Below are 14,706 nucleotides of genomic sequence, written 5' to 3'. Positions count from 1 at the left end.
GAGTCAAACGTGTATCACGGAGCACGCATCGCCGCCGTCGTACCGGCGTACAAGGAAGAGAAGATGATCTCGACGGTCATCTCCACGATGCCGGAGTTCGTCGACCACATCGTCATCATCGACGACCACAGCCCCGACCGGACCAGCGAGGTCGTCACCGAGATCGCTGATCCGCGCGTCACACTGATCCGTCACGAGGTCAACCAGGGCGTGGGCGGCGCGATCGTGACCGGCCACAAGACCGCGATGGACCTCGGCGCCGACGTCAACGTGATCATGGCCGGCGACGCGCAGATGGATCCCGCCTACCTGCCGGACCTTCTGGACCGCGTGACCAAGGACGGCTACGGCTTCGCCAAGGCGAACCGGTTCTTCTCCCCCGAGTCCTTCGAGGGCATGCCCGGCTACCGGATCTTCGGCAACATCGTGCTGTCCTTCATGACGAAGCTGGCGTCGGGCTACTGGAACCTGTTCGACCCGCAGAACGGCTACACCGCGGTGCGGACCGAGGTTCTCAAGCGCGTGCCCCTCGATCGCGTGTCCCCGCGCTACAGCTTCGAGAACGACCTGCTGATCCACCTCAACATCCTGCAGGTCGGCGCCGTGGACGTTCCGATCCCCGCCGTCTACGGCGAAGAGGTGTCGAGCATCCGACTGTCCAAGGTGGTGCCCGAGCTGATGAACCTGCTCTTCCGCGGGTTCTGGCGGCGGATCTGGTACCGCTACGTGCTGTGGTCGTTTTCTCCCGTTGCGCTGCTGCTGTTCTTCGGCATGGCGCTGTCCCTGATCGGCGTGGTCATCGCGATCTGGGTGTGCTTCCAGATCGCGAGCTCCGTCGTCGCGACGGCCGCGACCGTCATGCTCGCGGCACTGCCGCTCATGCTCGGCATACAAATGCTCATCAGCGCGCTGCAGCTCGACATCCAGGCCAGCCCGTCCCGCCCCGAGTACGAACCGTTCAGTTGACGAGGCGCCAGTCGTCGCCCTTGTCGATGATGCGGCCCCCGTACACGACGCCCGCGGTGCCGGCGTATGCCGGCATCCCTGGCGCGAATGTGCCCCAGCTCGGCCGACCCTGATCCGGCCCGAAGCTCGGCAGGTACGCGCCGTACTGGTACAACGTCTCCTGAATGGGGCGATAGCAGGCGCCGCCCTGGTCGGTGATGCCGACGACGGTGCCGAGCGCGCGCAGCCCGAACTCGTCGTCCCGCCACACGGGGCCGCCCACATCGCCGGGGCCTGCGGGCGCGTCGGTGCACAGCACGGTGTCCCCGTAGAAGCCGGGGGCGGTGCCGAGGATGACGCCCTCGGTCCACCCGGTGTCGATGCCCATCTTCCCTATCAGCATGCCGGCGGACTGCTCGACGCTCGGCATCCAGCCTCTGACCAGGCCGTCCCCGGGCATCGCACCGGTCGTCGGATCGACGACGAGCTGGAACGCGTCGTTGCCTGGACGCATCCGCAGCAGCACGGTCGGATCGCTGCTGCGACGTGCGAAGACGTCGGCGTAGTAGCCCTCATCCGTGCGGATGCTGCCGTCGGCGGAGATCCCGACCGAGCACGCGGCAGCGGTGGTGAGGAAGAAGCCGGAGTCGCCGGCGATGGCGAAGCCGCCCGTGCACGCCTTGTCGTAGTACGCACCGGCGGTGCCGCCGACGCTTCCCCAGATGGCGGGCTCGCCCGGGTAGAAGTCGTACCCTTCGGCGACGGGTACCGGCTCGATCTGAGCGGAGGCTGCACCGCCGGTGGTCAGGGGCAGCGCAAGCAGGGCCACCGCTGCGACGCCGAGGAGCAGCCGCATCGTCTTCAGTCTCCGGCGCAGGAGTTCTCCGGTCGGCGAGAGCACGGGATGTCCTTGTGGCAACTCTTCGCCGCCATCCGTGATCCGGGTCAGGAGTCGAATCACTCGCGCCAGTCTTCCCCGTGCTCAATCGTGCGCCATGGCGCCACGTTGGCCAGAGTTCCAGAGTAGGAGGCCATACCGGGTGCGAAGGTCCCCCATGACGGCCTCCCCTGGTCCGGGCCGAACGAGGGCAGGTAGGCGCCGTACTGATACAGCGTCTCCTGGATCGGTCGATAGCACGCGCCGCCCTGGTCCGAGATGGCGACCACGGTTCCGAGCGCCCGGAGCCCTGCCGAGTCCGAGCGCCACACGGGTCCCCCGATATCCCCAGGAGCCGCTGGGGCGTCGGTGCACAGCAGCAGCTCGCCGTATCGTCCGGGCGCTGTGCCGAGGATCTCGCCCTCCGTCCAGCCCGAGCTGATGCCCATCTTGCCAATCAGGAGGCCGACGGCCTGCTCCGAGCTCGGCATCCATCCCTGAATCGCCCCGTTCCCCGGCATCTCGCCCGTCGTCGGGTCGACGACGAGCTGGTGTGCGTCGTTCCCGTCCGTCATCCGCAGCAGGAACGTCGGATCCGTGCTCCGGCGCGCGAAATCATGGGCAAAGATGCCCGCGTCGCCACGGACGTTGCCGTCGTACGTATCGGTAAGGCCGGGGCGCTTGCAGTCCTGCGCGGCGAGGAGGAAGAATCCGTCGTCGCCGGCGATCGCGAAGCCTGCCGTGCACGCCCTGTCATACATTGAACCGGCCTGCCCCCCGACGGGCGTGAAGATCGCGGGCTCCCCCGGGCTGTAGTCGTATCCGTCGGCGGGATAGACCGGCGACATCGCCGACGCCGCCTGCGTCGTCGCGACGAGGGCGGCGACGGCGAGCACGAGGACAGCCGCCCCTCTCAGCATGATGCGACGGCTCGGTCGGCGTTCTGTCAACGATTCCATGGTCTGAACATACTGGTATTGAGGCCGGGGTACGACCCCCGGCACGAAGAGACGACCGTGGCGAGCGGTCGGTCAGAAAGCGGAGGCGGAGGGCGTCGAAACGCCCGCTCCGGACGCCGAATCGCGAGCGCGGGCGGCCTCCGCGGGCGCCGCGGACACGTCACCGGCCGCGCTGCCGTGCGGACGAGGCGGAGCCATCCGCTGCTGCGCGAGGAGATGGACCGCCAGCAGCGCAAGCGCCGCAGCGAATGCGATGGATCCGCAGGCGAACACGATCGACGGCTGCGGCACACCGGAACTCCACCACCAGCTGCCCGGAGCGCTGAGCGATACGCCCGGCGCTCCGCCGAGCGTGTAGCGGCGGATGTTGCTGTACAGGGACACCGCGTTCGCAGCGGAGAGCACCGCCACGACCAGCCAGGCCTGCAGCGGGGTCACGCGCGCCCAGCGCGCACCGACGGGGAACAGGACGAATCCGACGAACATGATCAACAGCGGAAGCATGTAGCGGGGGTGCACGAGCCCGCCGACCTCGGTCAGGCTGCGCTGCAGCAGGTACAGGGGCAGCGCGACGAGGGCGATCCCCGCACCGCACACGACGACCGCCTTGCGCCAGTTCATCGTCGCTAGGCCGGTGAAGACCGCAGCTCCGAACACCAGGAGCGTGCCGACCCACACCACGGGCGGAAGCGTCACATCGTTCCAGCCCAGCGGCCAGGTGCCGAGCGAGCCGAACACCAGCGTGGGCACGTTGAGGAGGTTGTGCACCAGCAGGTCCAGGCCCTGCCGTGTCGTTCCCCCGCTGCCCGGGGCGACGCCGTTCTGCCACAGTCCCACCTGCTGCGCGGACAGGAACAGACCGAAGCAGGCCAGCGACAGCACCGCCGGGAGGATCACGGACAGCCAGAACCGTCGGCCGCCGCGACCGCGCATGGCGAGGAAGACCGCGGCGACCATCCCGATCACCGCGTACACCGCCATGTCCGAGCGGGCGCCGGCGCCCACCAACGCCGTGACCGCTGCGAGCACGCCGAGCACGACGCGCCGCCAGCCCGTACTCTCCAGGAATCCGAGCACCGCCAGCCACACGGTGCCGCCCGCCAGCACCGCCCAGCCGCTGGGGTTGACGGACGTGACGAGGAACACGCCCCACGGCAGCAGCGTCACCGCCATCGAGACGACCAGCAACGGCCGTCGGCGACGCGGCAGCACCCAGAAAAGCACCGACGTGATCACCACGAAGATCAGGGAGTTGACGAGGCGCATTGCGATGACCGACGCCGACACGTGGTCAGAGGCGAAGACACTGAGGATCGCGTAGTAGACCGGCGAGTAGTAGTGCGCGACGGAGTTCACGTGCTCCGTCGTCACGAGGTGATTGGGATCGGATCCGAAGACCTCCTTCTGGCAGTTCGCCGTGACGCTCGGCTGGAAGTAGTAGCACGGCGACGCCACGGTCGACCACGGCACGCGCGCCTCGGACCCGTCCGGGGCGATCTCGCAGAGCCCGGGACGGTCGCCCGCGCCGCACCAGATGCTCGCGAGGTGGTAGTTGTCGTCGGGCGAGCTCCCGGTAGGCGACGAGACCGCCCAGGAGCCCAGCGTGATCAGCATCAGCAGCGGCACCAGCAGAAGGAGGAATCGAGAGGATCCGCGCCGTGCGCCGCGTTCGAGGGATGCCGTCTCGTTGCCGTTTTCTGCCACCCGGCGAGTATATAGAAGCGGCCGCGTCCGCTCGGGCGCCACCTCAGGCCGCGACCACGCCGGGCGACAACCGGGCGCGCTGCCGGGAGAGGAAGTGCACCGTCAGCAGCGCGAGCGCCGCGGCGAACGCGAGGGATCCGGCGGCGAAGACGATCGACGGCTGCGGCACACCCGCGCTCCACCACCAGCTGCCCGGTGCGCTGAGCGTGACGCCCGGCGCTCCCCCGAGCGTGTACCGGCGGATGTTGCTGAACATCGACACGGCGTTCGCCCCGGACAGCACCGCCGCCACGAGCCACGCCTGCAGCGGCGACACCCGCACCCAGCGCGCGCCGACGGGAAGCAGCGCGAACCCGGCGAACATGATCAGCAGCGGAAGCAGGTAACGCGGATGCACCAGGCCGCCGACCTCGGTGAGACTGCGCTGCAGCAGATACAGGGGCAGCGAGACCAGCGCGATCGCCGTGACGCCCAGCACGAGGCCCTTGCGCCAGTTCATCGTTGCGATGCCGGTGAACAGCGCCGCCGCGAGCACGAAGAACGTGCCGACCCACGCGATCGGCGGGATCACCACATCGTTCCAGCCCAGCGACGAGGTGCCCAGCGAGCCGACGATCAGCGACGGCACGTTGAGCAGGTTGTGCAGCAACAGGCTCCAGCCGTGCCGGGTCGTCCCGCCACTGCCCGGCGCCGCTCCGTTCTGCCACACGCCGATCTGCTGCGCGGTGAGGAAGAGCACGAAGCACACCAGCGAGAGCACGACCGGCAGGATGACCGACAGCCAGAACCGCCTGCCGTCGCGCCCGCGCATCGCGAGCAGCACGGCGGCGACCATTCCCAGCACCGCATACACGGCCATGTCGGACCGGGCTCCGGCGCCCATCACCGTGGTGAGCGCCGCGAGCGCCCCGAGCACGATGCGCCGCCAGCCGGTGCTCTCCAGGAAGCCGAGAACGGCGAGCCACACCGTGCCGCCGGCCAGGACGGCCCAGCCGCTGGGGTTGACCGACGCGATCAGGAACACACCCCAGGGCACCATCGTGACGGCCATGGACACCACGAGCAGGGGGCGACGGCGCGAGGGCAGCACCCAGAACAGCACCGATGCAATGCCGACGAACAGGACCACGTTCACGATCCGGATGACGATGGTCGAGAGCGGGACGTCCTGGGACGCGAGGGGGCTCAGCACCGCGTAGTAGAGGGGCGAGTAGTAGTGCGCGACGGAGTTCACGTGCGTGGTGCTGACGAGGTGATTCGGATCCGATCCGAGCACCTCGTCCTGACACGTCGCCGCGACCTCGGGATGGAACGCGTAGCACTGCGACGCGATCGTCGCCCACGGCACCCGCTCCCCCGTCCCGTCCGGCGCGCTCTCGCAGAGCCCCGGCCGCTCGCCCGCGCCGCACCAGATGCTCGCGAGGTGGTAGTTCTCGTCCGGCGATCCGCCCACCGGCGTCGCCGCGGCCCATGCGCTCAGCGCGACCAGGAGCAGCAGTGGAACCAGGAGGAGGAGTCGTACGCCCCCGCGTCGTGCCGTGCGTTCGAGAGGTGCGATGCCGCGGGGAGTTTCTGCCACCCGGCGAGTATATAGAGCGGGCGCACGACCGCCCGGGTGGCCCACCGTCGCCGGGGAACCCAGGTACCGCCCGGTATCATCGAGGGATGCGCAGACTCCTGGTCACGGGCGGAGCCGGCTTCATCGGCTCCAACTTCGTTCACTACGTACTCGAGAACACCGACGACACCGTGACGGTGCTCGACAAGCTGACCTACGCGGGAAACACCGCCTCGCTGGCGGGTCTGCCCGCCGACCGGTTCCGGTTCGTCGAGGGTGACATCTGCGATGCGGAGCTGGTCGGACGCCTGTTCGGCGAGCACGACGCCGTCGTGCACTACGCCGCCGAGTCCCACAACGACAACTCCCTGAGCGGGCCCGCGCCGTTCGTGCATACCAACCTGATCGGCACCTTCACGCTGCTCGAGGCGGCCCGGCGCACGGGGGTCCGGTTCCATCACATCTCGACCGACGAGGTCTACGGCGACCTCGAGCTCGACGACCCTGCACGGTTCACCGAGCAGACCCCGTACAACCCGTCCAGCCCGTACTCCTCGACCAAGGCCGGATCCGACCTGCTCGTGCGTGCGTGGGTACGCTCGTTCGCCGTGCAGGCCACGATCAGCAACTGCTCGAACAACTACGGGCCTCGCCAGCACGTGGAGAAGTTCATCCCGCGCCAGATCACGAACCTCATCGACGGGGTCCGGCCGCGCCTGTACGGCGACGGACTCAACGTGCGCGACTGGATCCACGCGGACGATCACTCGTCCGCGGTGCTGCGCATCCTGGATGCCGGAGCGATCGGCGAGACGTACCTGATCGGCGCCGACGGGGAGAAGACGAACCGCGAGGTCATCGAGCTCATCCTCCAGGAGATGGGCCGCCCCGCCGACGACTACGACCTCGTCACGGACCGCGCGGGCCACGACCGCCGCTACGCGATCGACTGGACGCGCCTGCGGGATGAGCTCGGTTGGAAGCCGCGATTCTCCGACTTCTCGACGGGCATCGTCGACACGGTGCGCTGGTACCGCGAGAACGAGGACTGGTGGCGTCCGCAGAAGTCCGCCACCGAGCGCAAGTACGCGGAGACCGGCCAGTGAGCGGCGGGATCCGCTTCGGGCTGCCTCTCGCGTTGCGGGCCGCGCCGATCGAGGGTCTGCAGGTCATCGACATTCCGGTGCACGGCGACAACCGCGGCTGGTTCAAGGAGAACTGGCAACGGGAGAAGATGACCGCACTGGGTCTTCCTGATCTCGGACCGGTGCAGAACAACATCTCGTTCAACAAGAGCCGCGGGACCACGCGCGGGATCCACGCCGAGCCATGGGACAAGTACATCTCTGTGGCGACCGGCAGCGTGTTCGGCGCGTGGGTCGATCTCCGCGAGGGTGCGGGCTTCGGCACCGTGTTCACGACGGTCATCGATCCGTCCGTGGCCGTCTTCGTGCCACGAGGAGTGGGCAACGCCTTCCAGACACTCGAGGACTCCACCGCCTACACGTACCTCGTGAATGCGCACTGGTCCCCCGACGCGAAGTACACGTTCCTCAACCTCGCCGACGAAACGGTTGCGATCGACTGGCCGCTTCCCCTCGAAGACGCGGAGCTGTCCGCCAAGGATCTGGCGCACCCGCGTCTTGCCGACGTCTCCCCGATGCGGTTCTGAACAGGCCGCACCGCATCTCCGCACCGCCTCGGACGATCAATCGATCTGGCTGAACACCGACCACCCGGATCCGATCGTGGATGACCCCTTCCAGGAACCGGTACCGTCCCCCCGGTACAGGACGAGACTGCCGTCGGGAAGACGAGCGATCACGTCCGCCGTTCCGTCACCGTCGAAATCACCGGTCGAGAAGATGGCGGTCATGCCCGACCACCCTGCCCCGATCGGCCGGATGGTGGCCCAGGATCCTGTCCCGTTGCTGCCATAGAGCCAGAGCGATCCGTCGTCGATGCGCCGCGCGATCAGGTCTCCGCGGCGGTCCCCATCGAAGTCGCCGGCGTAGAACACCGTGTCGAACACGCCCCAGCCCACGCCGATCTTCTCTCCGCGGCCGGTGACCCAGCCGCCGATGCCATTGCCTCGGTAGAGCAGCAGGTCGCCGGAACTGTTCCGCATGAGCACGTCGGGATTCCCATCGCCGTCGAAGTCCATGCTGCCGACGATCACCTGTTTCGGATCCCATCCGGAGCCGATCACCATCGGATCCGAGAAGCCGCCAGACCCATCACCCTTCCAGAGCCGGAAGATCCCAGACCCGTCGATGCTGCCGACGTCGCGGAACCCGTCACCGGTGAAATCGCCGAGCGGGATCAGGCGCGCCTGCCCGGTCCAGTCGGTGCGCGGGAACGAGACGGCACCCCATCCTCCGGATCCGTCGCCGCGATAGACGGCCAGCGCACCCGCGGACGTGAGCGCGAGGACGTCGGGGGCCCTGTCGCCGCTGAGGTCTCCGGCGCCGGCCGGCAGGGCACGCGCCCTGGTCACAGCGGGCCCGGGTCCGCTCACCGACGTCATGACGTCCCAGCCGCCGCCGATCAACGTCCCACTGGAGAATGCGCCCCCGCCGAGACCCGCATAGAGAAACAGCCGCCCCTGAGCGTCGCGAGCGAGTAAATCGGCGGTCCCGTCACTGCCGAAGTCTCCCGGGCTGAAGATGGCCGTCATGCCGTTCCAGCCGGGACCGATCAGACGCTGCCCGGTCCAACTGCCGTGGCCATCGCCGAAGTATACGTTGAGACTCCCATTGGACGTCCGTCCGATGAGATCCGGGATACCGTCTCCGGAAACATCCACCCCGCCCACCAGCGCGGTGAAACCCTTCCAGCCCGATCCCACAGGAATCCCCTCGCGGAACCCACCCTGCGCTGTTCCCCGCCACAGCAGAAGCGTCCCGTCCGCTCGAGTGGTGAACATATCCGGGATGCCGTCCCCGTCGAAGTCACCGGCGGGCGCGATGAGGGCCGCCCCTGACCAGTTCACAGAAAGGGTCCTGACCGCGTCGTACCCCGACCCGGTCCCTGCGATGAGGTCCACCGTGCCATCGGCTCTGACATCGATCGCATCCCGGTTGCCATCGCCGTTCAGATCACCGACGCCGAAGACCTTCCTACCCGCGAAACCGTATCCGACCTGGACGGGCGCCCCCCAGGCGACGTTCTTGAACGGATAAGCGAGCAACTGCCCGGCCGCATTCACCGCCAGGACGTGACCGGCCGTATTGAACGGCTGCAGGCTCACCGGCGGCTGCGCAGGGGTCACCGTCTGCGTGGAGCCGAACCAGTCTGTGAAGTAATTGTAGAAGTTGCGGTTGCCATAGGCGGAGCAGGAGTCTCCCTCGCCGTACCCGGCACGCAGAGCCGCCGCGTCGGGCTGGTACGGCGTGTAGTAGTACAGCGCTGCGGTTGCCTTGTTCGCGACGTAGACCGGTCCGGATCCGCAGGCCTGATTGGGGTTGTAAAGGATGTTCCAGGTGTTGCCCGGCGCATACCATGTGAACCACCGGCCCTCCATGTAGATCTGCATCTGACGCGCCGCGCCATAGATCTGCTGGAAGAAGCCGACATAGCTCGGATCGCAGGCGGCATCGTCCGGGCAGCCCTGCCCGAGAGCGCTGTCGTAGCGCCAGTTGCTGGGCCACGTGTGCGTGACCAGACCCTGCTCCTTCTGGAGCATCACGATCAGCACCTGAGGGTTGATGTTGCACGACTGCGAGACGCGGTAGATGATGCTCGCTGCGCTCTCGTTCGCAACCCCGGTGTAGCCGCTGCAGTACGCGTCGGCGGGACGATTCTGAGACGTGACGCGGAAGTCCTTGAGGCAGGTGTAGCCGCTCTGGCAGGTCGGCACCTTCGCGTTGAAGAAGGCTTGGATCTGGTCCACCGTCATGGTCGCCTTGTTCGTGAAGACGGCGTCGCTGATGATGTTGCCGGCGTTCCACCCGACCAACGTCGCCGGACGCACCGCAGTCGCTGCAGACGACGACGCGGGTGTCCGCGAAGTGTCGCTGCGCGTCTGTGCGGCGGAGGCGGGCGAACCAGCCTTCGTGATCGGAGCCAGGAGGGAGAGTGCGACGGCGGCGATGACGAGCACCCCGATCATCCAGCGTCGGGGCGCGTGAGCGCGCACGGGACCCGGGCCATGTCCTGTCATGGTGACATTCTGTGGGGTCGGGGGTGAATCCCCGCTGCGGACACGCAAAGATCCGCGGAATGAAGCGGTTCGTCCGCCTTCACGGCCTCCGCATCGTCACAACTCGGCGTGCAATGTCCAGACCCGCTCCGCCGACCCGTTCCAGGAGTAGGCCCTCGAACGGTCTGCCGCGAGCACGGACAGGCGGCGCGCGCCCTCTCCCGCCGCATCACGCAGGGCGTCCGTGAATCCGTCCGGAGGCACGAGCAGACCGCCCTCGGCGAGCACGTCGCGGTGCGCACCGCTCCCTGCTGCGATCACGGGCACGCCCAGACTGAGCGCCTCGACCAGCCGCCAGGGCCAGACCGGCGCGGGATCCGCCGCCGTGAAGGCGAGCGCACCGGCCAGCAGCGCAGCCCGATCCGGCGTGTCCAGCTGCCCCAGCACGTGCACACGGGGCGCCGCGAGCCTCGCAGCCGCGGCGGCCTCGGCGATTGCGGCAGCGGATCCCTCCGGCGCATCCAGCACGAAGGCGTCCGCGTCGCTGTCGACCGCCGCGGCGAAGACGGGCGCGAGCGTCTCCGCCGTGCCCGTGGCGACGACGTAGCGCGCCGGCGCGCCGAGCTCGGTGCGGCGGGGCCCTGCGTCGAGCGGGATGGCGAAGCCCTCCGGCGCGGCACCGGGGATCACCCGGATGCGGTCCCCGAACCTGCCGAGGGCGGCGAGCTGCTCGGCCATCGCGTGCGTGGGCACGACGACGGCATCGGCGTGCTTCACGGCGCGCTTGAGCATGCTGCGCTGCCAGAGCGCGCTCGCCCGGGAGAGCTGCTCGGGCGCGGCCCAGGCGCGCAGGTCCCACACCGTGACGACAGTCTGGTCATAGTCGTTGGCCCTGTCGTGCTTGGCGAGAGGGGCGAAGAGCGTGGGCGCGTGGATCATGCCTCCGCCGACGCCCGCGACCACGCCGAGCTGCCAGGCGGCGCCGAGCTCGCGACGCGCCAGCATCAGGCGGTGCTCGGAGTCCGCGCCGTCGACGGCGAGTTCGGAACCGCCACCCGGCACGATCGCCTCGACGGTGCACTTCGGCGGCGCGGTCGCCGCCAGCCCCCGCATCAGGGAACGGGCGGCCTCGGCCTGATCGGCGTCGACGACGTCGTTCACCTGGTCCATCACAACCCGCAGCACAGCCATGCTCCGACCCTATCCGGGAGCCGCCGGGCGGTTCCTGAGGCGCTCCACAGAGCGCGGGATCAGCCGGTCGGCGTCGGTGACGGCTCCGGGTGCAGCGCCGCCTTGACCATCGCGTGGATCGCGTTCCAGTCCGGTTCGAGCTCGTCGACACCGTTCGCCGGGGTGAGATCGATCGTGGTGAGCTTCTGTTGCTTCGCCTTCACCATGAGGTCGAAGAACTCCGGCAGCTTGTCCTGCGGCAGGTCGGTGTCGACCGCCGACGTGCCCGCCGCGGCGATCTCGTTGAAGTGCGTGAGCACGTTCTGCGGCGTGAACTGCTTCAGCAGCGCATCCTGCAGCTCGCGCTGGCGGCGCATCCGGTCGAAGTCGCTCGTCGTGTAACGGGAGCGCGCGTACCACTGAGCGGTGTCGCCGTTCATGTGCTGCTGGCCGGCCTCGATCCAGCCCGTCGCCCATTCCTCGGCGTTGTCGGGACCGCCCCACTCCGGGACGTTGCCCTCGGGCAGCCGTTCCTTGACGTTGATATCGACGCCGCCGAGCGCGTCGATGAGCTTCGCGAAGTCGTTCATGTCGAGGAACACGTAGTACGGGATCTTGATGCCGAGCACGCCCTCGGCCGCATCCTTGGTGGCCTCGACCGCAGGACGGGATCCGTGCTTGGTGGCCTCAGGGTAGAGCGACGGACCTGTGTGGCAGGTCTCGACCGCATTGGTGAGCTGGTTGATGCCGCTCCCCCAGCCGCACTCCTCGTCGTCGTGCGCCTGCAGGCCGTCGGGGTACAGGTCGTGCATCGGTCCCGGCGCGAACGGCACGTGGGGCATGTCGCGCGGGATGCCGAAGATCGTGGTCTTGCCGGTCTCGGCGTTGACGGAAACCACGGAGATGCTGTCGTAGCGCATCGAGTCGCGTCCGAGCCCACTGTCGGCGCCCAGCAGAAGCACGTTGTAATAGCCGTCGCTCGGCGGCAGGCTCGGCCCGCCCGAGCCGAACAGCGTGCTGATGGCGTTGCGGCTGGATCCGACGATGTTCGCGGCGGACGCCGTGGCGCTGCCGCACAGGCCCAGCACCAGCACCGCCACCAGCGGGATCGCGATCTTTGCGTAGTTCCTGGTGCGCACCAGGCGCACCAAGCGCAGCGCGTCGAAGGTCAGCACGATCCACAGCACGATGTAGGCGAAGCACAGGACCTGGATGAGGCTCAGCACGATCCAGCTCACCCAGCCGCCGCCGACCGTGAACCAGAGCAGCGCCTGATGCCAGAGCAGCGCGGTCAGCGCTCCCACGATCACCAGGGCCCACATCGCCAGGGTCGCGCCGAGTCCGAATCGACCGAGCCTGCGGTTGCCCGCGAGCACCTGCGCGGATCCGGGGATCAGCACGTTCAACACGACCAGCCACCATCCGCGGCGGGTCATCACCTCCGGCGAGCCGAAATCGGGATCGCGCATCGGGCGGGTGCGGATCAGCCCCGCACTCTGCGCGGAGACCCCACCGGGCCGGGTGAGCATCTGGGTCACAGGCTGTCCTTCAGCCGCCGGTTCTTCTCCTCGACCTGAGCCTCGAGGTCGCGGGCGTACGACTCGACGCGGTCGGCGAGGGCCGGATCCGCGGTTCCGAGGATGCGCGCGGCGAGGATGCCCGCGTTGCGCGCACCGCCGATCGAGACGGTGGCGACGGGAATGCCGGCGGGCATCTGCACGATCGACAGGAGTGAGTCCATGCCGTCGAGGTAGGCGAGCGGGACGGGTACGCCGATCACGGGCAGCGCCGTGACCGAGGCCAGCATGCCCGGCAGGTGGGCGGCTCCCCCGGCTCCCGCGATGATGACCTTGAGCCCGCGCTCACGCGCCTCGGTGCCGTAGCGGTGCAGCTTCTCCGGCGTGCGGTGCGCGGAGACGACCTCGACCTCGTGCGGGATGCCGAACTCGGTCAGCGCCTCGGAGGCGGCGCTCATCACGCGCCAGTCGGAGTCTGATCCCATGACCACGCCGACGAGGGGCGCGGCGGATGCGTGCAGTGTCCCAGTCACCCGTACAGGCTACGGGCGGGGCCTGTGAGAACCCCGCTGCGGCGCGCCCTGGCCGGCGAGAACGCCGGAAGGCGTCCGCTCAGGCCGCTCTCCCGGTTTCTCAGGAGAATGCGGCCGCGGCGCCCCGGGCCTCGGCGAGCACCGCGTCGAGATCGGATCCGCTCGCGTTCACGTGACCGACCTTGCGTCCGGGGCGCGGGGCCTTGCCGTAAGTGTGCACCTTGGCGTGCGGGCTCGCGGCGAGCGCGGCCGGAACGCGGTCGAGCATGCTCCCGTACTCGGGACCGCCGAGGATGTTGATCATGACGGACCAGTCGGCGTGCGGAGTCGTCTCCCCGAGCGGCAGGTCGGCGACGGCGCGCAGGTGCTGCTCGAACTGCCCGGTCACCGCGCCGTCCTGGCTCCAGTGGCCGCTGTTGTGCGGGCGCATGGCCAGCTCGTTCACGAGGATCCGGCCGTCCTCGGTCTGGAACAGCTCGACCGCGAGCATGCCGGTCACGTCCAGCCCTTCGGCGATCTCCCGGCCGATCCGGGCTGCCTCAGCCAAGTGCTCCGCGTCGACTCCCGGTGCAGGGGCGATCACCTCGGCGCAGACCCCGCCCTTCTGCACGGTCTCCACGACGGGGTACGACACGGACTCGCCGTTCGGGCGCCGCGCGACCTGCTGTGCGAGTTCGCGCACGAACGGCACGAGTTCCTCGACGAGCAGGGCGTCACCCTCGACGAGGGCCGAGAACCAGTCCGCCGCCTCGTCGGCTGCGGCCACCACCCGCACGCCCTTGCCGTCATAGCCGCCGCGAGGCGTCTTCACGACGCCGCGACCGCCGTGCGCGTCCAGGAACGCCTGCAGGTCCCCGGCATCGGCGACGCGCGCCCAGTCGGGTTGGGGTGCGCCGAGCTCAGCGAGGCGGGCGCGCATGTCGAGCTTGTCCTGCGCGAAGCGCAGCGCGTCGGGCCCGGGGTGCACGGCGACGCCGTCGGCGACCAGGGCCCGAAGCACCTCCTGCGGCACGTGCTCATGGTCGAACGTGATCACGTCGACGTCCGCCGCGAACCGGCGCACGGTGTCGAGGTCGCGGTAGTCGCCCACGGCGGTCGCGGCCAGCTGCGCCGACATGCCCTCGTCCTCCGCGAGCACCCGGATGTCGATACCCAGTTCGACCGCTGGGGCGATCATCATCCGCGCCAGCTGTCCGCCGCCGATCACACCCACACTCAACGCCATCGGATCTCCGTTCCTCGGGATCCATTCTTCCGTACCGGGCGAGCCATCATCGCCGCCGCCGAGAGCGCAGGGCGTCG

Annotated in this window: 11 protein-coding genes and 1 pseudogene; 3 read left to right on the top strand and 9 right to left on the bottom strand. The window is 68.9% G+C overall.

Annotated features, from left to right (window positions below):
* Positions 1–9: 9 nt before the first annotated feature.
* On the top strand, positions 10–966 hold the full coding sequence (locus AC1DCT_RS16855; protein ID WP_477230799.1) for a glycosyltransferase family 2 protein: 957 nt from the start codon (positions 10–12) through the stop codon (positions 964–966).
* Here the strand turns inward: AC1DCT_RS16855 and AC1DCT_RS16850 are convergent.
* From AC1DCT_RS16850 to AC1DCT_RS16835, 4 genes are all read right to left on the bottom strand, one after another.
* Positions 959–1,846, bottom strand: coding sequence for a chymotrypsin family serine protease (locus AC1DCT_RS16850; RefSeq protein ID WP_477430408.1), 888 nt, complete (start codon positions 1,844–1,846; stop codon positions 959–961). The two genes, AC1DCT_RS16855 and AC1DCT_RS16850, sit on opposite strands and share 8 nt — an antisense overlap.
* 56 nt (positions 1,847–1,902) lie before the next feature.
* Positions 1,903–2,781, bottom strand: a complete 879-nt coding sequence (locus AC1DCT_RS16845; RefSeq protein ID WP_477430407.1) for a chymotrypsin family serine protease — start codon at positions 2,779–2,781, stop codon at positions 1,903–1,905.
* Between the two features lie 72 nt (positions 2,782–2,853).
* Entirely contained in the window at positions 2,854–4,485 is a 1,632-nt protein-coding gene (locus AC1DCT_RS16840; RefSeq protein ID WP_477430406.1) for a DUF2142 domain-containing protein, read from the bottom strand.
* 43 nt (positions 4,486–4,528) lie between these two features.
* Positions 4,529–6,064 (bottom strand): DUF2142 domain-containing protein, encoded by a 1,536-nt coding sequence (locus AC1DCT_RS16835; protein WP_477230803.1) that lies wholly within the window; start codon positions 6,062–6,064, stop codon positions 4,529–4,531.
* An 86-nt stretch (positions 6,065–6,150) separates the two neighbouring features.
* Here AC1DCT_RS16835 and rfbB point away from each other — a divergent pair, with 86 nt between their 5' ends.
* Entirely contained in the window at positions 6,151–7,149 is a 999-nt protein-coding gene (gene rfbB / locus AC1DCT_RS16830) for a dTDP-glucose 4,6-dehydratase (RefSeq protein ID WP_477430405.1), read from the top strand.
* 20 nt (positions 7,150–7,169) lie between these two features.
* A pseudogene (locus AC1DCT_RS16825) lies at positions 7,170–7,706 on the top strand (dTDP-4-dehydrorhamnose 3,5-epimerase family protein); the annotation flags it as partial.
* A 45-nt stretch (positions 7,707–7,751) separates the two neighbouring features.
* Here the strand turns inward: AC1DCT_RS16825 and AC1DCT_RS16820 are convergent.
* From AC1DCT_RS16820 to AC1DCT_RS16800, 5 genes are all read right to left on the bottom strand, one after another.
* Entirely contained in the window at positions 7,752–10,205 is a 2,454-nt protein-coding gene (locus AC1DCT_RS16820; protein WP_477430404.1) for an FG-GAP repeat domain-containing protein, read from the bottom strand.
* A 96-nt stretch (positions 10,206–10,301) separates the two neighbouring features.
* A complete protein-coding gene (locus tag AC1DCT_RS16815; protein WP_477430403.1) occupies positions 10,302–11,375 on the bottom strand; it encodes a glycosyltransferase in 1,074 nt (357 codons plus the stop codon).
* A 59-nt stretch (positions 11,376–11,434) separates the two neighbouring features.
* Positions 11,435–12,883 carry an LCP family protein gene (locus AC1DCT_RS16810; RefSeq protein WP_441976786.1) on the bottom strand — a complete coding sequence of 483 codons (1,449 nt, stop codon included), beginning with the start codon at positions 12,881–12,883 and terminating at the stop codon, positions 11,435–11,437.
* A 5-nt stretch (positions 12,884–12,888) separates the two neighbouring features.
* On the bottom strand, positions 12,889–13,356 hold the full coding sequence (purE, locus tag AC1DCT_RS16805; RefSeq protein ID WP_440732452.1) for a 5-(carboxyamino)imidazole ribonucleotide mutase: 468 nt from the start codon (positions 13,354–13,356) through the stop codon (positions 12,889–12,891).
* 148 nt (positions 13,357–13,504) lie between these two features.
* Positions 13,505–14,629, bottom strand: coding sequence for a 5-(carboxyamino)imidazole ribonucleotide synthase (locus tag AC1DCT_RS16800; RefSeq protein ID WP_477430402.1), 1,125 nt, complete (start codon positions 14,627–14,629; stop codon positions 13,505–13,507).
* Positions 14,630–14,706 lie beyond the last annotated feature (77 nt).

This window comes from Microbacterium sp. 10L49, assembly GCF_056395125.1.
The sequence above is the reverse complement of the archived record's forward strand: the minus strand, read 5'-3'. Positions and strand labels throughout refer to the sequence as shown.